The organism is Pseudomonas mandelii (assembly GCF_024138395.1).
In the GTDB taxonomy this organism is placed as follows: domain Bacteria; phylum Pseudomonadota; class Gammaproteobacteria; order Pseudomonadales; family Pseudomonadaceae; genus Aquipseudomonas; species Aquipseudomonas mandelii_E.
This window is the reverse complement of the sequence record NZ_JAMYDU010000028.1, coordinates 20,397-40,463: the sequence shown is the minus strand read 5'-3', so window position 1 is coordinate 40,463 and position 20,067 is coordinate 20,397. Positions and strand designations below refer to the sequence as shown.

At 59.8% G+C, this 20,067-nt stretch carries 19 protein-coding genes; 7 read left to right on the top strand and 12 right to left on the bottom strand.

The annotated features are described in order from the left end of the window. Positions 1–9 precede the first annotated feature (9 nt). The 7 genes from NHU87_RS25305 to NHU87_RS25275 all read right to left on the bottom strand — a co-directional run bounded on the left by NHU87_RS25305 (position 10) and on the right by NHU87_RS25275 (position 9,013). The gene (locus NHU87_RS25305; protein ID WP_253553412.1) at positions 10–720 is read right to left on the bottom strand and encodes an ABC transporter permease; all 711 of its coding nucleotides are present in this window, start codon (positions 718–720) and stop codon (positions 10–12) included. Further along, complete coding sequence (locus tag NHU87_RS25300; RefSeq protein ID WP_253553410.1) at positions 717–1,445, bottom strand: ABC transporter permease; 729 nt, start codon at positions 1,443–1,445, stop codon at positions 717–719. The genes NHU87_RS25305 and NHU87_RS25300 overlap by 4 nt, the downstream gene beginning before the upstream one ends. Before the next feature lie 56 nt (positions 1,446–1,501). After that, on the bottom strand, positions 1,502–2,284 hold the full coding sequence (locus NHU87_RS25295; protein WP_253553407.1) for a transporter substrate-binding domain-containing protein: 783 nt from the start codon (positions 2,282–2,284) through the stop codon (positions 1,502–1,504). A gap of 379 nt (positions 2,285–2,663) precedes the next feature. After that, positions 2,664–4,352, bottom strand: a complete 1,689-nt coding sequence (locus tag NHU87_RS25290; RefSeq protein ID WP_253553404.1) for an ATP-dependent DNA ligase — start codon at positions 4,350–4,352, stop codon at positions 2,664–2,666. Next, the gene (locus tag NHU87_RS25285) at positions 4,349–5,380 is read right to left on the bottom strand and encodes a ligase-associated DNA damage response exonuclease (protein ID WP_253553402.1); all 1,032 of its coding nucleotides are present in this window, start codon (positions 5,378–5,380) and stop codon (positions 4,349–4,351) included. The genes NHU87_RS25290 and NHU87_RS25285 overlap by 4 nt, the downstream gene beginning before the upstream one ends. Before the next feature lie 165 nt (positions 5,381–5,545). Continuing rightward, positions 5,546–7,996 (bottom strand): penicillin acylase family protein, encoded by a 2,451-nt coding sequence (locus NHU87_RS25280; protein WP_253553399.1) that lies wholly within the window; start codon positions 7,994–7,996, stop codon positions 5,546–5,548. Between the two features lie 372 nt (positions 7,997–8,368). After that, positions 8,369–9,013, bottom strand: a complete 645-nt coding sequence (locus NHU87_RS25275) for a glutathione binding-like protein (protein ID WP_038979220.1) — start codon at positions 9,011–9,013, stop codon at positions 8,369–8,371. 146 nt (positions 9,014–9,159) lie between these two features. Between NHU87_RS25275 and NHU87_RS25270 the strand changes: the two genes are divergently transcribed. Further along, on the top strand, positions 9,160–9,717 hold the full coding sequence (locus tag NHU87_RS25270) for a cysteine hydrolase family protein (protein WP_253553397.1): 558 nt from the start codon (positions 9,160–9,162) through the stop codon (positions 9,715–9,717). 155 nt (positions 9,718–9,872) lie between these two features. Here NHU87_RS25270 and NHU87_RS25265 read toward each other — a convergent pair whose 3' ends face one another. The 4 genes from NHU87_RS25265 to NHU87_RS25250 form a co-directional block, all read right to left on the bottom strand. Continuing rightward, positions 9,873–10,082, bottom strand: a complete 210-nt coding sequence (locus tag NHU87_RS25265; RefSeq protein WP_007906737.1) for an SEC-C metal-binding domain-containing protein — start codon at positions 10,080–10,082, stop codon at positions 9,873–9,875. Between the two features lie 5 nt (positions 10,083–10,087). Beyond that, positions 10,088–10,579, bottom strand: coding sequence for an LEA type 2 family protein (locus NHU87_RS25260; RefSeq protein ID WP_253553394.1), 492 nt, complete (start codon positions 10,577–10,579; stop codon positions 10,088–10,090). Between the two features lie 204 nt (positions 10,580–10,783). Beyond that, complete coding sequence (locus NHU87_RS25255; protein ID WP_253553392.1) at positions 10,784–11,260, bottom strand: YchJ family protein; 477 nt, start codon at positions 11,258–11,260, stop codon at positions 10,784–10,786. 4 nt (positions 11,261–11,264) lie between these two features. Then, entirely contained in the window at positions 11,265–11,762 is a 498-nt protein-coding gene (locus tag NHU87_RS25250) for a DUF6231 family protein (RefSeq protein WP_123499293.1), read from the bottom strand. 191 nt (positions 11,763–11,953) lie between these two features. Between NHU87_RS25250 and NHU87_RS25245 the strand changes: the two genes are divergently transcribed. The 4 genes from NHU87_RS25245 to NHU87_RS25230 all read left to right on the top strand — a co-directional run bounded on the left by NHU87_RS25245 (position 11,954) and on the right by NHU87_RS25230 (position 14,661). Then, positions 11,954–12,649, top strand: coding sequence for an OmpA family protein (locus tag NHU87_RS25245; protein ID WP_253553389.1), 696 nt, complete (start codon positions 11,954–11,956; stop codon positions 12,647–12,649). A 90-nt stretch (positions 12,650–12,739) separates the two neighbouring features. Then, entirely contained in the window at positions 12,740–13,453 is a 714-nt protein-coding gene (locus NHU87_RS25240; RefSeq protein ID WP_253553386.1) for an OmpA family protein, read from the top strand. Between the two features lie 178 nt (positions 13,454–13,631). Then, positions 13,632–13,910 (top strand): DUF1145 domain-containing protein, encoded by a 279-nt coding sequence (locus NHU87_RS25235; RefSeq protein ID WP_253553382.1) that lies wholly within the window; start codon positions 13,632–13,634, stop codon positions 13,908–13,910. Further along, the gene (locus tag NHU87_RS25230) at positions 13,903–14,661 is read left to right on the top strand and encodes a collagen-like protein (protein ID WP_253553379.1); all 759 of its coding nucleotides are present in this window, start codon (positions 13,903–13,905) and stop codon (positions 14,659–14,661) included. The genes NHU87_RS25235 and NHU87_RS25230 overlap by 8 nt, the downstream gene beginning before the upstream one ends. A gap of 39 nt (positions 14,662–14,700) precedes the next feature. Here NHU87_RS25230 and NHU87_RS25225 read toward each other — a convergent pair whose 3' ends face one another. Beyond that, positions 14,701–15,159, bottom strand: coding sequence for a CopD family protein (locus tag NHU87_RS25225; RefSeq protein WP_253553376.1), 459 nt, complete (start codon positions 15,157–15,159; stop codon positions 14,701–14,703). 99 nt (positions 15,160–15,258) lie between these two features. Between NHU87_RS25225 and dinG the strand changes: the two genes are divergently transcribed. Continuing rightward, positions 15,259–17,403, top strand: a complete 2,145-nt coding sequence (dinG, locus tag NHU87_RS25220; protein WP_008005800.1) for an ATP-dependent DNA helicase DinG — start codon at positions 15,259–15,261, stop codon at positions 17,401–17,403. Between the two features lie 96 nt (positions 17,404–17,499). Beyond that, the gene (locus NHU87_RS25215) at positions 17,500–20,022 is read left to right on the top strand and encodes a beta-agarase (RefSeq protein ID WP_253553373.1); all 2,523 of its coding nucleotides are present in this window, start codon (positions 17,500–17,502) and stop codon (positions 20,020–20,022) included. Positions 20,023–20,067 lie beyond the last annotated feature (45 nt).

The window sequence follows — 20,067 nt, the reverse complement described above, 5'->3', positions numbered from 1 at the left end:
CGAGTTGTCCTAGTGAGTCGGCCCGAGGAAGGCCAGCCATCGGCGTTCGGCGAGGCGGAACAGGCCGACCAGCGCAAAGGTAACGGTCAGGTAGATCAGCGCGGCGATGCCGAACGACTGGAATGTCAGGAAGGTCGCAGAGTTCGCATCGCGAGCGACTTTCAAGACGTCCGGGATAGTCGCGGTGAATGCCACGGTGGTCGAGTGCAGCATCAGAATCACTTCGTTGCTGTAATAAGGCAACGAGCGACGCAGGGCCGACGGCATGATCACGTAGGCATAGAGCTTCCAGCCTGTCAGACCGTAGGCCTTGGCCGCTTCGACTTCACCATGCGCCATGCTGCGAATCGCCCCGGCGAAGATCTCCGTGGTGTAGGCGCAGGTGTTCAGGGCGAAGGCCAGGATCGTGCAGTTCATCGCGTCGCGAAAGAATGCATCAAGGACAGGCTGGGCACGCACGGCAGCCAGGCTGTAGATCCCGGTGTAGCAAATCAGCAGCTGGATATACAGCGGCGTGCCCCGGAACAGGTAGGTGTAAAACTGCACCGGCCAGCGGACATAGATCTTGGGCGAAACCCTCGCGATGGACAGCGGGATCGACACCACAAAACCGATGAGCAGCGACGCACTGAGCAGCCACATGGTCATGGCCAGGCCAGTGATGTTGTAGCCGTCGGTATAAAGGAAGGGTCTCCAGTATTCCTGCAAGAGTTCGATCATCGCACGGCCTCCCGGGAACCGGCGGCGTAGCGGCGTTCGAGCCAGCGCAGGACGATATTGGAGGCGCTGGTGATCAGCAGGTAAATCAATGCGGCAAGCACCAGGAAGTAGAACAGTTGATAGGTGCTTTTACCGGCGTCCTGCGCGGCCTTGACCAGGTCGGCGAGGCCGATGATCGAGACCAGCGCGGTGGCCTTGAGCATCACCATCCAGTTGTTACCGATGCCCGGCAGGGCGAAGCGCATCATTTGTGGGAACACCACGATACGAAAACGCTGACCGCGTTTGAGCCCATAGGCAGTGGCGGCTTCGACCTGGCCCCGCGGTACGGCGAGGATCGCTCCGCGAAACGTTTCGGTGAAGTACGCGCCATAAATGAAGCCCAAGGTGATGACCCCGGCGCTGAACGGGTTGATCTCGATGTATTCCCATTCCATGAAATCGGTAAACGAAGTCAGCCAGGTTTGCAGGCTGTAGAAGATCAGCAGCATCAGCACCAGATCCGGCACACCGCGAATCAGCGTGGTGTAGAGCTGAGCCGGTACGCGCACCAGTTTGACTTTTGACAGCTTGGCACTGGCACCGAGCAGACCGAGCAACACGGCCAACAAAAGTGACAACACCGATAACTTGATGGTCATCCAGGTGCCTTCCATCAGCAACGGACCGAAGCCCTTGAGGCTGAAGGCAGAAAGCCCCAGGCTTTGTAATAGGTTTTCGAACATAAATCAGCAACCTGATCGGGTAAAAAAAGCGCCCATCGCGAGATGGGCGCCGGGCATTATTTGCCGCTGTACAGATTCAGATCGCCAAAGTGTTTCTTCTGAATGGTGTCGTAGGTGCCATTGTCGTGTAACGCTTTGATACCTTTATTCAAAAGGTCTTTGAGGTCTTTGTTACCTTTAGAGATACCGATCGCTGTTTTCGACGGCAGCAATTCGCTTTCGACTGGCTTGCTGACTTCGTAGCCTTCGCCTTTTGGTGACTTCAAGAAGCCCAGTTCAGCTTGCAGCATGTCCTGGATTGCTGCGTCGAGGCGACCCGACATCAAGTCCGAATACACCTGATCCTGGTTCTGATAGGCCTGGGTTTTCACGCCAGCCTTGTCCAGCACGGCCTTGGCGTAGGCTTCCTGGATGGTGCCTTGCTCGTAGCCGACGGTTTTACCCTTCAGCGAAGCCGGGTCTTCGGTCAGGCCGGAACCTTTCTTGAACACATAAGCGGTTGGGCCAGAGAACAGTTCGTCGGAGAAGTCGATGACTTTTTCGCGGGCCGGGGTGACGGTCATCGAAGAGATCACACCGTCGAATTTATTGGCCTTGAGGCCCGGAATCATGCCGTCGAAATCGCTTTCGACCCATTTGCACTTGACCTTCAGCTCGGCGCAGATTGCATTGCCCAGGTCGATGTCGAAGCCTACCAGGCTGCCGTCGGCTGCTTTGGACTCGAACGGCGCGTAAGAAGGGTCAACGCCAAAACGCAATTCTTTGTATTCCTTGGCCAGCGCGGAGCCGGCAGCCATGCACAACGCCAGTGCAGAAAGGGTCAGCAATGCTTTTTTCATTATTCAATCCCTAAGAACCAATATGAGCGCTTGTGGCGCAGAAGTACTGTTACTGGAAAGCGTAAGACCTATTCAAAGTAGCAATTTCCGAACCAGAGTCCCGAACAAGCGTTTAAAAGGTAATACAAGAAGTGGCAAAGCGCGATCTGCGCACGAAAATGGGCATCGCCAAATTCCTGCGCCAGGGTGGTGCGCAAGGGCTTGCCCGCTGTAGCAGCTGTCGAGCCTGCGAGGCTGCGTTCGGCTGCGCAGCAGTCGTCAAATCAGAAGTTGCGGTGCGTCAGGCAGACCTTGTCAGACGGTTTCACGACTGCTGCGCAGCCGAACGCAGCCTCGCAGGCTCGACAGCTGCTACAAAGATCAGCCCTCAGAAATCAGGTCAGGCGAGCAAATCCTGCAACGTCGCCAAGCTGTCAGCGTCCTCTACCGACTTATCCTGTCGCCAACGCAACATCCTCGGAAACCGCACCGCAATCCCGCTCTTGTGCCGTTTCGATAGGGCAATGCCCTCGAACCCCAGCTCAAACACCAATGTCGGCTTCACACTACTTACCGGTCCGAACTTTTCCACCGTGGTCTTGCGCACGATGCTGTCGACCTGACGCATTTCGTCGTCGGTCAGCCCGGAGTAAGCCTTGGCGAAAGGCACCAGCGTTCGCTCGCGGGCAGAGGGTGGGCCGTCCCACACGGCGAAGGTGTAATCGGTGTAGAGACTGGCCCGGCGGCCATGGCCCTGCTGGGCATAGATCAGCACCGCATCGACACTGAACGGGTCGACTTTCCATTTCCACCACACGCCCATGTCCTTGGTCCGCCCGACGCCATACAGCGCCTCGCGGGCCTTGAGCATCATGCCTTCGACGCCCAGTTTGCGGGAGGCTTCTCGTTGGCGGGCGAGGTCGAACCAGTCTTCGCCGGTCAGCACGGGCGAGCTCAGTAACACCGGGTTTGCGCAGGTTTTGATGAGTTGTTCCAGCTGAGTACGGCGCGTGGCTTGAGTCTGGTTGCGCCAATCCTCTCCCTGCCATTCCAGCAGGTCATAGGCCTGGATGACCACAGGCACCTCATCGAGGATTTTCTTGCTCAGCATTTTACGGCCGATCCGCTGTTGCAACAGGGCGAAAGGCTGCACGGAAGGTGACGATGGCGATTGCGTGTCGAAGGCGTCCACGGTGCCCGGTGGTGCAGCTTTCCAGGCGACGATTTCACCGTCGATCACCGTGCCATCGGGTAAGCCATGAACCAGGCTCTCCAGTTCGGGGAAGCGTTCGGTCACCAGTTCTTCACCTCGTGACCAGATCCACAAGCGCCCATCGCGCTTGACCACCTGGGCGCGGATGCCGTCCCACTTCCATTCCACTTGCCATTGACTGGCCGGACCGAGCAGGGCTTCGAACTGCTCGACCGGGTGCGACAACGCATGGGCGAGGAAAAACGGGTACGGCTGGCCACCCCGTTGGGCATGCTCATTGGGTGATTCGGGGGCGATGAGCTTCAGGTAACTGGCGGCGCTTGGGCGGTTAGACAGATCGGTGTAACCCACCAGCCGCTGGGCCACACGTTTGCTGTCGAGGCCGGCCATTGCCGCCAGCGCGCGGGTAACCAGCAATTTGGAGACCCCGACACGGAAACTGCCAGTAATCAATTTGATGCACAGCATCAGACTCTGGCGATCCAGTTGCGCCCACAAGGCGGGCAAGCATTCGGCGAGGGTCAGCGGGGGCGCGTTACGCAGCGGTAGCAGTTTGTCTTCAATCCACACTGCCAGCCCATCGGTGGAGGTGTGCTGCGTTTCGGGCAGCACCAGCGAAATGGTTTCCGCCAGATCACCGACGGCCTGATAACTTTCTTCGAACAACCAGGGTGAGAGTCCGGAAAACGCTGTGGCCATTTCCCGCAACATCCGTACCGGCACCAACTGCCGAGGTCGTCCACCGGACAGAAAGTACACCGCCCACGCGGCATCTTCAGGCGCGGCCTGTGCGAAATAGTTCTGCATCGCCGTCAGTTTGGCGTTGCTCGAGGTGGTGGCATCGAGCTCGGCATACAAGTCGGCGAAGGCTTTCATGCCAGCACCTCGGCGCTCTCGGGTTCGAGGACTGTGGTGTCTTCATCATCGCCGTATTCGGTGCTGAAACCCATGGCATCGAGGCCTTGTTCGCGCAGATGGCGCACCAGCACCCCGATCGAACCATGGGTGACGATCACGCGTTCGGCTCCGGTTTGCTCGATGGCCCAAAGCAGGCCGGGCCAGTCGGCGTGATCGGACAGCACGAAACCGCGGTCCACGCCGCGCCGCCGCCGGGTCCCACGCAAGCGCATCCAACCGCTGGCGAAGCCATCGCTGTAGTCACCGAAACGCCGTACCCAAGGGCTGGCGCCAGCCGAAGGCGGCGCGAGGACCAAGGCCTTGCGCATCATCGGATCATGTTTTTTTACTTCGCCGGCATAGACCGTTGGCGGTAAATAAATGCCGCTCTCGCGATAAATCCGATTGATGGGTTCAACCGCGCCATGGGCCAGAATGGGACCAAGACTGGCATCGATGCCATGGAGAATCCGCTGAGCCTTGCCGAAGGAATAGCAGAACAGCACGCTGGTTTTTTCGGCATCCGCATTGGCCCGCCACCACTGATTGATCTCGGCAAAGACCTGCGTCTGGGGTTGCCAGCGATAAATCGGCAGCCCGAATGTCGATTCCGTGATGAACGTGTGACAGCGCACCGGCTCGAACGGCGCACAGGTGCCGTCGGCCTCGGTCTTGTAATCCCCGGAGGCGACCCAGACTTCCCCGCCGTATTCCAGGCGCACCTGGGCCGAGCCGAGTACATGGCCTGCGGGGTGAAAACTCAGTGTTACGCCGTGGTGCAGCAACTGCTCGCCATAGCGCAAGGTTTGCAGGTTGATGTCCTGGCCCAGACGCGCGCGCAGAATGCCTGCACTTGGTGCCGCCGCCAGATAATGTTGATTGCCACGGCGAGCATGGTCGCTGTGGGCGTGGGTGATGACCGAGCGTTCGACCGGGCGCCATGGGTCGATATAGAAATCCCCGGGCGGGCAGTACAAACCTTCAGGACGAGCGATAACAAGGTCCATATTGTTACCCAAATGGAGTGGCCTGCTAGCTAGGAGGTTTGCGCAAGAGGAGAAGTTCTATTTATTTTCATGGGGGTAAAAATCAAAAGATCGCAGCCTGCGGCAGCTCCTACAGGGGAATCGAGTTCATCTGTAGGAGCTGCCGCAGGCTGCGATCTTTTGATCTTATTTACCTGGCGTCAGGGTCAACCGCGTCTTGCCATACACCTTGTCAAAGTTCTGCGGCTGCATCGGCAGGCTCATGTATTGCCCCTTGAGCCATGGATCGACGCTATCGAGATAGTGCGGGCTGGCTGGATTGCCGGATTGGCCGGTACCGTTCTGGCCCATCAGCGGTTCGGCCTGGCCGAAATCGACGATAAAGCGCATGGCCGGCGCCAGCGTTGTGTTGAAGTCTTGACCCCAGGTGAACGCAGCGGTGTTGAGTGTGGTGTGGTCGCCGCCGGCTGCCAGGGGACCGCGCACGGTCTGACCGCTGGCGTTCTTCCACTCGTAGCGGTGCAGTTTGCCCCACTGCCAGGCTTTGTGATCGCCACCCAACTGGCTGTCCCCCGCGCTGATCGCGGCCGCCAGGCTACGGGCGAGGATCGCCGGTTTGTCTTCTTTCTGCGGGGTACGCAGGTCGTCCCAGAACGGACTGTCCTCGCGGCTCAGCAGATGATCGGCCTGCGCCGCGTAAGACAACGTGCCGTTGGCGATAAAGGCTTTCCACGCCGGGCTGTTTTCCGGGCCCAGTTCGTCGAGGAACATCTGCTTAGTGCTTTCCTGCAAGAACAGCTCGTAAATCGCCGCGTCGGCGGAGGTCGGGCTGAGTTTGCCGTCGAAAGCCATCAAGCGCGTATAAGCCTCGCGAGCCTTGCCGCGATCAGCCTCCGGCAGCGCTTCGATGGCTTGCTTGAGTGGCTGAGCCATGCCCGGCGCTCCAAACATTTTCTTCAGCTTGGCAGCGAAGGTGGTGGTCTGGTCGTATTGCATGGCGATCACGCTGCGAGTGTCGTGCTTGCCCACGCCCGCCAGTTCGGCCATGCGCTCGCCGCGCTCCGGTGCCGACCAGGAATTGGACAGTTGCATCCCGTAGCCATGGGGAATGACCCGTTGGTTGGCGGTGCCGAGCCAGCCTTGAGCCGGATCCTGGTCGTACGGATGGAGCATCGGGTCGGCGTAACCGTCCCAGTCGTAGCGACCTTCCCAGCCCGGCGACGGCAGCAAGCCTTCGCCTTCGCGACGGTTCGGGTAGCGACCAGTAACTTGCCAGCCAATATTGCTGGCATCGGCAAACACCAGATTCAGCGCAATGGCGCGTATTTCTCGGCTGGCGTCCGAAGCTTTCTCGATGTTCTGCGCTCGGGACAGGTCGAAAAACGCGTCCAGGGTTTTGTCGTCGGTGAAGTTCGGCGTCTGCAAGGCCAGGCCGAAACCATTCGCCAACGCGGTGCCTTGGGCGCTGTTGAGCAGCGGCCCGTGACGGGTTTCGTACACCGCTTCGCGAATCGGCTTCTGGCCTTTGACGAAGTAGGTTTCGTTACGCACGATAACCGGCTGCCATTTGCCCCCCACGTCGTAGGAAAGGCCATTGCCCTGGCGTTTGATTTTTTCCAGGAACAGGTCCTGGTTATCGCCCATGACCGTGGTCATGCTCCATGCCACTTTGCCGTTGAAACCACCGAGCACCATGGGTAACCCGGCAATGGTCACGCCGGAGGCCTGGTACTTCGGCGCGCGAATCTGTACGTAACTGAACAGCGCCGGCACGCCCAGCGGCCCATGGCTGTCGCTGGCCAACAGGCTTTTGCCGCTGCGGCTGCGTTGCGGGGCGATCGCCCAGTTGTTCGAAGACGTCGCGCCCAGCAGCTTCAGGTCGGACAGTTTACCGGTGGCTTTGCTGATTTCGCTCAGGCCCGGGATTTGCCCGTTGAGTTTGATGCCCTGGAGTTTTTCAGCTTCAGCGACCGGCAGTTTTTCGTCGGGAGCGGAAGGCGTCAGCCACGCCAGTTTGTCGATGCTGATGGTCTGCGCCAGCATCAGCGAGGAAATTTCTTCCGGCAGGTTCGCCGATTGACTGAAATTCAGCAGGCAGAAAATCAGCGCCGAATCTTCAGGTTTCCAGTATTCCGGTTTGTAGCCAGTGGCCGCGAGGTCGGCAGGCAATTTGTCGCGATAGCGGAACAGGTAGGCGTTGACCCCACGCGCATAGACTTCGAAGAATCGCTTGAGGCGCGGCGAAGAGGCCTTGTACAGCTCACCCGCGCTTTTCTTCAGATTGACCGCCCGCATGTAGCGGTCGGCGTCGAGCAGGTCCGAACCGGACATCTCCGCCAGACGGCCCTGGGCGAGCAAACGCAGAGTGACCATTTGCGTGATGCGGTCGCTGGCGTGCACGTAACCGAGGGCGAACAGCGCATCGTGGAAGCTATTGCTCTCGATCAGCGGCATGCCCATGGCATTGCGTCGAATCGAAACGTTCTGCGCCAGGCCTTTGAGCGGTTGCACGCCGGAGGCAGGCGGGAGGGTGTCTTGAGTGTTCCAGGTCTGACAACCGGTCAGGCTTAAAACACCGGCCACTGCTGCGGCAACGCCGAACCGGGGAAGAAAATGTGTGAGGGCTGGCGAGGCCATGGCAAAGCTCCTGCGGGGGTAGTGGTGCCCCGCCTCGAAAGTCGCTGTTCAGTGTTGACGGCGTCTAATGTCGTCAGACTGCGTTGCCGCTCCTCGCCATAGCGGGCTATGACTCGTCGCGGCGCCTTGCCTGACAACATTAGCCACTCGCCAAAACTGAACGGACTTCCGAGGCGGGGCACAATAAAGCCGCTACGTTAGTGAGCAGGAGGTGGCCGCGCAAGCGGCGGCGGTTTATTTCTTTATGTGATCGTTCCCACGCGCAGCAAAGGAATGCAGCCCGTGACGCTTCGCGTCACTTCCAGAGCCGAACGCGCAGCGTCCGTTGAGGCATTCCCACGCGGAGCATGGGAATGATCAGAGTGCAGGGCATCAGGATTTAGGCGGATTCACCTTGGCCACCAGCGCATACGCCTTCACCGTCGCCGGGCGGTTCTGGATGTGGTTGAACCAGCGCAGTACGTTGGGGAAGTCTTCCAGGTTCTGGCTCTGCCACTTGTGAGAAACGATCCACGGGTAGATCGCCATGTCGGCAATGCTGTATTCGCTGCCGGCGACAAAGTCATTGTTGGCCAGTTGCTTGTCGAGCACCCCATACAGGCGGGCGGTTTCGTCGATGTAGCGCTTGATCGCGTAAGGAATTTTCTCTGGTGCGAATTGGCTGAAGTGATGATTCTGCCCGGCCATCGGCCCCAGGCCACCCATCTGCCAGAACAGCCATTGCAGTGCTTGCTGACGCCCGCGCAAATCCTTGGGCAGGAACTTGCCGGTTTTCTCCGCCAGGTACAGCAGAATCGCCCCCGACTCGAACAATGCCAACGGCTCACCGCCATCGACCGGCTCATGATCGACGATGGCCGGGATCTTGTTGTTCGGCGAGATCTTCAGGAACTCGGGTTTGAACTGGTCGTTCTGGCTGATGTTAATCGGGTAAACGTTGTACGGCAGGCCGGCTTCTTCCAGGAATATCGAAATCTTGTGGCCGTTGGGGGTGGTCCAGTAATACAAGTCGATCATGAAGTACTCCAAATCAAGAGACATCGTCAGGTACGGACAGCGACCGTCGGCATCAGGTCGTCCTGTTTGCGTTTGATGGCTTGCCAGTAGCAAGAGGTGATGCTGAAGTGCGGGAAATTCAATGCCCCGGCAGGAGAAAAGTCGGCATGGAGCTCAAGATAAACGCGGCGCTGATCATCATCGATCAACAAAAAGGCATTCTGCATCCCAAGTTGGGCCGCCGAAACAACCCTCAGGCCGAAGAGCGCATCCTGGAGTTGCTGGGGCATTGGCGTCGAACCGGGCGGCCGGTGATTCATGTGCAGCACCTGTCCCGTTCAGAGGATTCAGTGTTCTGGCCGCAGCAATCGGGGGTTGAGTTTCAGGAGCGTTTTCAACCATCGATGGGTGAGTGGCTGATTCAGAAGCAGGTGCCGGATGCCTTTTGTTCGACGGGGCTGGAAGCACGTTTGCGCGAGGCGGGGATTGATCAGTTGATCATCGTTGGCGTGGCGACCCACAACTCGGTGGAGTCCACGGCGCGAACGGCCGGGAATCTGGGATTTGAAGCGTGGGTTGCGCAGGATGCGTGCTTTACCTTCGACAAGGCGGATTTTTTCGGTAACGCCCATTCAGCCGAGGAAGTGCATGCGATGTCGCTGGGTAATTTGCATGGTGAATATGCGACGGTCGTCGGCACAGCAGAAATTCTGACGACTGACTAACCCTGTAGTAGCGAGGCTTGCCCGCGAAGAGGGACAGACATTCAACATTGATGTTGGCTGACAGTCCGCCTTCGCGAGCAAGCTTCGCTCCTACAAGGCACCATTGATACCCGCGATAGCGATTCAACAGGCGAAAAAGATATCCGCCCGAAGCATCAAGCGCCGTGGCATTTCTTGAATTTCTTGCCATTGCCGCAGGGGCAAGGGTCGTTGCGGCCGACGTCTTTCAGGGCGTTGCGCACTGGTTCCTGGTGAGCGTGGCCGCAGTTCGGGCCGTGGACATGGCCATGGTCGTGATCATGGTGGTCGTGATGGTCATGATCGTGGTTGCAGTCAGGGCCATGGACATGAGGTTGTTGGGTCATCGCGGTTACTCCGGAATTAAATCGGCGGCGATTATCACGCCATTGCGTTCCAGGTGCACGTAGTGCGCGATGAATAAACCGGTTTCCATCTCACCTTCCAGGCGATAGGGAATCGGTTGGTCGCCTTTTTTCAGCAGTTTCACCAGGTCCCGGACTTTCGGCCACAGGTTGGTGCGGATCGGCACTTTAAAATAGGCGCTGCGTTTGGGGTCGACCGTGAACCAGTGCTCGTGCTCACCTTCGCTCAGCAATATGTCCCCTAGATGAATGCGATATTCCAGGGCGCGCACTGTCAGGTCGCGATCATTGGGGTTGTCGACGCGAAAATGCAGCAGGAATTTCTGTTCCAGCAGATTGGCCCGGATCACCTCGACCTTGACCAAGTGCACTTGCGGGTCCGGCAGATCGTCGTCGAAGTCGAACCACGACGCACAGCCGCCGAGTCCCAGAAACAGGAGCAAGGTGAACAGCTGTAATGTGCGCCGTTGGGTGCTCATGGTTGAGTTTCTCCTGTTGTAGCAGCTGTCGAGCCCCAGCGAGGCTGCGTTCGGCTGCGTAGCAGTCGTGAATCCGGCTGACGCGGTTTGCCTGAGGCACCGCGAGTTCTGGTTTGACGACTGCTTCGCAGCCGAACGCAGCCTCGCAGGCTCGACAGCTGCTACAGCCGAACGCAGCCTTCGGCAGCTGCTACAGGAATCACCTCAAGCGCCGAAATACCCCGCACAACACTTCTTGAACTTCTGCCCGCTGGCGCACGGGCACGCATCGTTACGCCCGGCCTTGAGTGGCACGGTAGGGTCGATGAAGTACCAGTGGCCGGCGTTCTGTACGAATGACGAACGTTCGCGATGACTGTGTTCGCCGCTGCTGTCGTGCCAACGAGCGGTGAAGGTAACGAAGGCGTGCTCCGGCTGACCGCCGAAAACCTCGGCGCTTTCCACCTCCAGGCCCAGCCAGGTGCTTTGGGCGCTCCAGTCGCTGATCGACTGGCGATCCAGACCGGCCTGTTGTGCGGGCAGGGTGGTCGCCACCAGATAGTCAATTAGCCCCAGTACATAGGCGCTGTAGCGCGAACGCATCAAGACTTCGGCGCTGGGGGCCGGGTGGCCGGCATGGTAATGGCCGCAACAGGCATCGAGGAGGGTGCCGCTGCCGCAAGGGCAAATGGATGTACTCATTGCGTTACCACCAATATTTCCCGAAGTTTTCCGGATTGGCCCAGAAGCGTGAGTTGAGCCAGTCGGGCACCTGTTTATAGTCAAGCAGATCGTAGGTAAACAGCGTCAGTACTTGATCGTCGCGCTGGAAGCGTTCGCTGGCTTGCAGCGCCAGGGAGAAGAAGTCCGTCTCTTGCCAACCGCATGCCGGCAAGTCGGCCAGCACCGCAATGCGACTGGCATTGAGATTACGTATCCCGCCAAGCAAATTCAGGCCGTCGCGCTTGGGCAAATGTTCGAGGCAATCCACCACCAGGGCCAGATCAAACCGCTGTGCTGCCAGTTCGGCGGGCAGTGGCCCGGGCGCAGCAAAGGCGACAATGCTGTCCGGGTGCGCGAGCTTGAATGCCTCAAGCGCGGGGAATTCGCTGGCGCCAATCAGCAACAGACGCGCCGGGGCATAACGATCAAGCAAAGCAGCCAACGCCTGCTGGGGCGTGCGCGAAGAAATACCTGCAATCATCGAAGATCCTCAATCAGAACGCCAAGACTAGCCTGCCGCCACGTTCGGGCCTAGTGCGGGTTTAGCCAAAAAGCGCCGATCTTCCGCGAACACGGGGCAAAACAGCAATGGCCTATTGCTGGCGGAGATTAAAAGTCGGGTCTTTACTCCCTAGAATCGGTTTTAAGCCGATCCCTCAGGAGAAGAACTAGATGAGCATAATTCGGACAGCATTACCCTTGGTTCTGCTAACCAGTGTGTTGACTGGTTGCGCAGGTTTGCAGAAAACCGACTGGCCGACCTGTGCGGCGGTCGGCGGTATCATCGGTGCAGGGCTCGGCGCGACTGAGGCCTCGTCATGGGCGGGGTATGGCGCGCTGCTGGTCGGCGGCACAGCAGCGGCCTGGTGCTGGGTGCATGGCGACGGCGATGAAGACGGTGATGGCGTGCTGGACAGCCGCGACAAGTGCCCGGGGACGCCTAGAGGCGTGCAGGTCGATGCCAACGGCTGCCCTCCACCCGCGCCTGCGCCGGTGGTCGAAGAGGTGGCGGTGGTCAAGGAAGAAGTCATCGTTATCCGTGATGTTCACTTCCAGTTCGACTCGGCCAAGCTCACTCCTGCCGATAAAGACGTACTCGACACCATCGCTACGCGCCTGAAACAGGAATCCTCCAGCGCCCAACTGACCGTCACCGGTCATACCGACAGTGTCGGCAGTGATGCCTACAATCAGAAACTGTCGGACAGGCGCGCTCGTTCGGTGGTGGAATACCTGATTTCCCAAGGCGTGCCACGCAGCAGTTTCGTGTCTGTGACCGGTGCCGGTGAAAGCCAGCCAGTGGCCGATAACAAAACCGCTGACGGCCGTTCGATGAATCGGCGCACGGAAATCAAAATCAACCGCTAGGCCTCTCGCATTCCGCGGCTTGTACAGTCGCGGATGCGGGTCTTTACTCCTGTGTGACCGGTATGGGCCGGTGACACAGGAGCATTCACAATGAGCGTTCTCACAAGGACCGTCTTGCCGGTTCTGCTGCTTGGCAGTCTTCTGACCGGTTGTGCGACTCACAGCGATGGCACCGCCCCCCTCAATCAACGTACCTGGCCGATCTGCAGCGTCATAGGCGGACTGGTCGGCGGTGGTTTGGGCGCAATAGAAAGTAGTGCCTGGGCAGCGGGTGGCGCGGCGCTCGGGATCTTGACCGGTGGCCTGATCTGCTACGCCCAGGATGGCGATGAAGACGAAGATGGCGTCTTCGATCGACGTGATCGCTGCCCCGATACGCCCGCCGATACCCCTGTCGAGCATCACGGTTGCCCGCTGCCGCAATACCCGGCCAGCGTGAAACCTGTTGAACCGCCGGTATCCGAAGTCATCACCCTGAACGGCAACGTTTTGTTCGCTTACAACCAATCGGACCTGATGCCCGAAGCGCGCAGTGAGCTGGATTCCTTGATGGCCAAATTGCAGAACGCCGATGTGGTGAGCGTTAAAGTCATTGGTCATACCGACAGCCAGGGTTCGGACGCCTATAACCAGAAATTGTCGGAACGTCGTGCCAGCAGCGTGGCGGCCTACCTGTTGAGTCAAGGACTGGCGCCGAACAAACTCACCAGCGAAGGCCGGGGCGAAAGCCAGCCGGTGGCCGATAACGATACGGAAGAAGGCCGCGCGCAAAACCGTCGCGTGGAATTGCACATCAATCGCTGAGCACTGTGACAATAGGCACTGTGACTATAAGCCGCGTGATAGAGCCGTCGGACCACGATCAAGGTGGGTCCGGCGGCCAATCCGCGACCTTCGGGAAGAATTTTTTGTTGCCCTCTGGCTTATCCCGCGTGTAAGCCGTTACTGTGCGTGCAAAGAATAATTCTCAACGGGGGAGCGTATGAAGGTGTTTTGGGGGCTGGGGAAGTTGTTGACCCTGCTGTTCTGGTTGGTGGCGCTGGTCAATCTGCTCCTACCGTTTATTCATCCGTTTCATCTGCTGATCAATTTTGCAGGCAGTGTGTTGGCAGGGCTCCATCTTCTGGAGCTGGTGTTCTGCAATCGCAGCCTCAAAGGTCGGGCCCACCCTTGGCGTGATCGCCTGAAGATCGTCTTTTTCGGTGTTTTCCACCTGCAAACCATTCCGGCCCCGGCCGCTTCGAGGGCCTCCCATGCGTAAACTCTGTCTGCTCGCTGCATTTATCAGCCCATTGGCCTGTGCGCAGGTGGTGAGCGTTGAAACCAACTCGATGATGCGCTTGCCCAACACGGCCAGTACCTTGCAACTGGAACGGCTGGAAGTCGCCGATTACGGCACTTTGCTGATTCCCTCGAACGTGACCGAAGTGACGGTCGGTGAGCTGCATCTGGGACGTGACGCGCGGATCGCCATTGTGCCGAGCGAGCAGGCTCTGGCGTTGAAGGTCAGCCGTGCCGAGTTGGCCGAAGGCAGCCAGATCACTGCACGGGGCGCGCCGGGGACTTACCTCAAGGCCGCTCGTTCCGGGCGCAATCTGGATTTGCAGATTAGCGCGTTGAACGCGCCGCAATTGTCGGTAGACGCTCGCGGTGGCGCAGGCGCTCCAGGTTTTGTCGGCCTCGACGGGGCCCACGGTCAAGCACCGGGTTGTACCTGGGGCCAGGCCGGTCGCGGCGCTGATGGCAGTAATGGCAGCGACGGCCAGCCGGGTGCGCCAGGGGCGCTGGTTCGTCTGCAAGTGCCGCGGGATTACCCCGCTGAGCAGATCAAGATCGAGGTTGCGGGCGGGGAGGGTGGTACGGCAGGGCTCGGTGGAAAACCAGGGGCGGGCGGCAAGGCCAAGGGCTGTTTCGTCTATAAAGCCGATGGCGGCAAGAGCGGCCGCCCCGGTGTTGATGGTCAGCCAGGGCCTGCGGGAGTGGCGGGTTCGGTGAGCATTCAGCGGTTGTAAGCCTTCAAGCGATCGTTCCCATGCTCTGCGTGGGAACGATCACGGCCGAGCCGCAGCAATCGCCACCAGCACCAACCCCACCACAAGGTTAATCCCCACCAACCGACGAATCCTGCCCAGCACCGCCGCGCCCGTCGGCCAGTCCTGAGCCGCCACCGCCGTGCGCAGTTCCGGCAGCAACAACGCCTGAATCCGGATAAACAGCGCTGTCATCACTACATACAATCCCATCATCACCTGCACATATCGCGGCGCCGCTTCAAATCCGGCGTACTGCAGATGAATCATGCCCACGCCGCTGATCGGCAACAGCACCACCGCGACCCAGACCCAGCGGAAAAAACCTTGAAACACTTCCACCCACAGCTGCAACCGGGCAGGGCCTTCCAGCGCCTTCATCGCCGCGGGGCGCAAGACCATCCAGGCGAAAAACATGCCGCCGACCCACACCAGGGCGGCCAGGACATGCAGGGTATAAACGATGCCAAAAGGTGTCATTGAGGTACTCCGTTCTGCGCGGGATTGATTAGCGGGGTATGATAGCGGCCGATCCGAACCACTGAAAATTTATCCAGCATTTATTGCGCCCGACAACCAATGATCAGCACCGAACTCAAAACCACGATCCAGGGCGCCTACTCGCGTTTTCTCGAAGCCAAGAGCCTCAAGCCGCGTTACGGCCAACGCCTGATGATCGCCGAAATTGCCAAAGTCCTCGGTGCCATCGACACCGACGACGAAGGCCGGCGCAGTGGCGACCCCGCGATTGTTGCGGTGGAAGCCGGCACCGGTACCGGTAAAACCGTGGCCTACAGCCTGGCGGCCATCCCGACCGCGAAGGCCGCCGGCAAGCGTCTGGTGATTGCCACGGCCACCGTCGCCCTGCAAGAGCAGATCGTCTACAAGGATTTGCCCGACCTGATGCGCAACAGCGGGCTGAATTTCAGCTTCGCTCTGGCCAAGGGACGTGGGCGCTACATGTGCCTGTCCAAGCTCGACATGTTGCTCCAGGAAGGTCACGCGCAGACCGCCACCGCGCAGCTGTTCGAAGAAGAAGGCTTCAAGATCGAGGTCGATGAGGCCAGTCAAAAGCTGTTCACCAGCATGATCGAAAAGCTCGCCGGCAATAAGTGGGACGGCGACCGCGACAGTTGGTCGACGGCGCTGGAAGACGCCGACTGGGCACGCCTGACCACCGATCACAGCCAGTGCACCAACCGTCACTGCCCGAACTTCGGCCAGTGCGCCTTTTACAAGGCCCGCGAAGGCATGGGCAAGGTTGACGTGATTGTCACCAACCACGACATGGTGCTGGCCGACCTGGCCTTGGGGGGCGGCGCGGTTCTACCGGACCCGCGCGACACCATCTACGTGTTCGACGAAGGCCATCACCTGCCGGACAAGGCCATCGGCCATTTCGCGCATTACACACGCCTGCGTTCCACCGCCGACTGGCTGGAAACCACCGCCAAGAACCTCACCAAATTGCTGGCCCAGCACCCGCTGCCGGGTGATCTGGGCAAGTTGATCGAGCAGGTGCCGGAGCTGGCCCGGGAGATCAAGACCCAACAGCAGTTCATGTTCAGCGCCTGCGAGCAAGCCGCCGACTTCAAGCCCGGCGAAGACGTCGAAGGTCGCGAGCGGCCACGTCACCGTTTTGTCGGCGGGGTGATTCCCGAGCACATGCGCGAAATGGGCATCGAGCTGAAGAAAGGCTTTGCCCGCCTGACCGACCTGTTCACCCGGCTCACCGAACTGCTCAAGGAAGGCATGGACGGCGAGGTCAACATCGGCATCGCCAGCAACCAGGCTGAAGAGTGGTATCCGCTGTTCGGCAGCCTGTTGTCCCGATCTTCGGGCAACTGGGAGTTGTGGACCGCCTTCACCGTCGAAGACCCGGAAGATAACCCGCCCATGGCCCGTTGGCTGACCCTGGCCGAAAGCGGTTCGCTGTTCGATATCGAGGTCAATGCCAGCCCGATCCTTGCGGCGGACATGCTCCGGCGCAATCTGTGGAACGTGGCTTACGGGGCACTGGTGACCTCGGCGACCCTGACCGCTCTCGGCACTTTCGACCGCTTCCGCATGCGTGCCGGCCTGCCTAAAACAGCCGTGACCGCGGTGGTCCCGAGTCCGTTTCATCACGCCGACGCCGGCGTGCTGCGGGTGCCGGACCTCAAAGCCGACCCGCGTGACGCACCGGCGCACACCGCGGCGATCATTCGCGATCTGCCACAACTGGTAGAAGGTTCGCGTGGCACCCTGGTGCTGTTCTCGTCTCGTAAACAGATGCAGGACGTGTTCGACGGGCTGGACCGCGACTGGCGCAAGCAAGTGTTCATTCAAGGCAACCTGTCGAAGCAGGAAACCCTGAACAAGCACAAGGCGCGGGTTGATGGCGGAGATTCGAGCGTGCTGTTCGGTCTGGCGAGTTTTGCTGAAGGCGTGGATTTGCCCGGTGCCTACTGCGAGCACGTGGTGATCGCCAAGATTCCATTCTCGGTGCCCGACGATCCGGTCGAAGCGGCCCTGGCTGAATGGATCGAGGCTCGCGGTGGAAATCCATTCATGGAAATCTCCGTGCCGGACGCCTCGCTGAAACTGGTCCAGGCCTGCGGTCGCTTGCTGCGAACCGAAGAAGACCGCGGCACCATCACCTTGCTTGACCGTCGTCTGGTCACGCAGCGCTACGGCAAAGCGATTCTCAATGCGTTGCCGCCATTCCGTCGTGAAATTTCCTGATACGCCGGTGGGCAAATAAGCCCACCGCGTTGTCTACCTCACTGCCACCGCTTTTCCACTGGCCCATTGATGGTCGCTTGGGAGATCCACGTTCCTATGATTCGCCGTTCGTTGCCCGCTGTTTTTGCCTTGATGTTCACAGCCCCTTTGCTGGCGGCTCCTGCCGGCCAGCAGACGCTGTTCAACTTTGTGCGTCCCGCCGACGTGGTTCAGGTGTCGACCCAGGACGCCAGCCTGCCGCAATCCAACGCGGAGCAAACGGCCGAAGGCGAAGTGCTGCGCCGCGTGACCTTCAACCCGGTCGCCCAGCCGACATTGCGCCTGACACCGCAGACTGGTGCCTGGGACTGGTCGCAGTCGGGTGTCATGAGCCTGCGGATCCAGAGTGCGATGAACTGGGCCGTGACCCTGTACGTGAAAATCCAGAGCAACGACGGCAAGACTTTGATCAGCCGTGTCGATCTGCCGGCCGGCCCTGCGCAAACCCTGCTGGTACCACTGCAGCCGAGTTCACCTTTGAGCCAGGGCATGAAAGCCGGTCCGCCGATGCCGATCAACTTCGAAGGCCAGCGTGTATTGCTGGCCAGCAGCACCGGTGAGCTGGACCGCAGCCAAGTGGTGTCGGTGACCTTGTCGATGGATCAGCCGAAAGTCGCCCAAAGCATCTTGCTCGAACGCTTCGGCGTGCAGGACGGCGAGGCTGTCACCAAGGCCGTTTATGGCGGTCTGGTGGACGCCTACGGCCAATCGACCCGGGCCAAGTGGCCGGAGAAGGTCAGCAGCGACGAGCAACTGAAATCCGCAGCGGCCAAAGAACAGCAACAACTGAAGACCTGGCTGGCCGAGCGCGAGAAACAGTCCCTGGACAAGTTCGGCGGCTGGACCAAAGGCCCGGCGTTCAAGGCCAGCGGCTTTTTCCGCACCGAAAAGCGTGACGGCCGCTGGTACCTGGTGACCCCGGAAGGGCATCCGTTCTATTCCCTCGGCGTCAACACCGTGACCCCGAGCGTCAACCAGACCTACATCGCCGGTCGCGAGTGGATGTTCGAGTCCCTGCCCAAACCCGACGAGCCCCTGGCCGCTTATTATGGCGAGGGCGACAACCGTGGCGGCAATGGCGCCGATCAGGGCCGGGCCTACAACGCCGGGCGTTGGTACGATTTCTATGGCGCCAACCTGCAGCGTCTGTATGGCAAGCCTTGCGCACCGGGCAGCGACACCAAGGCCGGTGTCGCCGAAGCAGCCAAGGCCGATGCGGTTGAGGCGACGACCGATAAGGCCGCCGAGCAATCGGTCATTCCTGCGGCTACCGAATCCGCGGCTGGTGTTGCCGAAGCGGCCAAGACCGGTGCCGTTGAAGCGTCAGTCGAAAAAACGGCTGAGCCAACGGCCGCCGAACCCTGCAAAGTGGTGTTCGACGAAAAACGCTGGGCCAGTCATACCCTCGATCGCCTGCAAGCCTGGGGTTTCAATACCATTGGTAATTGGAGCGCACCGGTGTTTGGCAACGCTGACCGAGTGCCGTACACCTTGCCGCTGTCGATCGTCGGCGATTACGCCAGCATCAGCACCGGCACCGATTGGTGGGGCGGCATGCCTGATCCGTTCGATCCGCGTTTCGCCATGGCCACCGAGCGCGCCGTTGCTATCGCCGCCCGCGACCATCGCGACGATCCGTGGCTGATCGGTTACTTCGCCGATAACGAACTGGCGTGGGCCGGTCCCGGCGATGACCCGAAGGCCCGTTACGCGCTGGCCTACGGCACTTTGAAAATGACCACCGATGTGCCGGCCAAACGTGCCTTCCTCAAACAGCTGCGTGACAAGTACCGCAACCAGGCGGGGCTTTCCAAGGCATGGGGCATTGACCTGCCTGCCTGGGAATTGATGGAAGACCCGGGCTTCGTGCCGCCGCAGCCGAGCGCCGAATACCCCGAAATCGAAGCCGACTTCAAATACTTCCAGAAAGTGTTCGCCGACACCTACTTCAAAACCGTCTCCGATTCGCTCAATTGGCATGCGCCGAACCAGTTGTTACTGGGCGGCCGCTTTGCCGTCAGCACCCCTGAAGCCGTCGAGTCCTGCGCGCAATACTGCGACGTGTTGAGCTTCAATATGTACACCCTGCAACCCCAGGACGGTTACGACTTCGCCAGACTGCGAAGCCTGGATAAGCCGGTACTGATCACCGAGTTCAATTTCGGTTCGACCGATCGCGGCCCGTTCTGGGGCGGCGTGACGCAACTGGCGAAGGAAGAAGATCGCGGCCCGGCCTACGCCAACTTCCTTAAACAGGCGATGAGCGAACCGTCGATTGTCGGGGTGCACTGGTTCCAGTACCTCGATCAACCGGTGACCGGTCGTTTGCTGGATGGTGAGAATGGGCATTTCGGGCTGGTAGGCATTACCGATCTGCCGTTTCAGGGCTTTGTTGACAGTGTGCGTAAAAGCAATTTGCAGACCGTCGATCAACTCGGCAAAGAGGCCGAGAAGGCCAAAGCCGAGGCGGAAAAAGCCGCCGAGAACCATGAGGGCGAGGGCGGCAAGCAAGGCGCTGCCGACAAAGGTGCGGAGCAGGGCGCCGGCCATGCGGGTGGGCATTCGGGCAATGGTCATTAACAGCTGAGACCGCGTTATCGTTCTTCGCGGGCAAGCCTCGCTCCT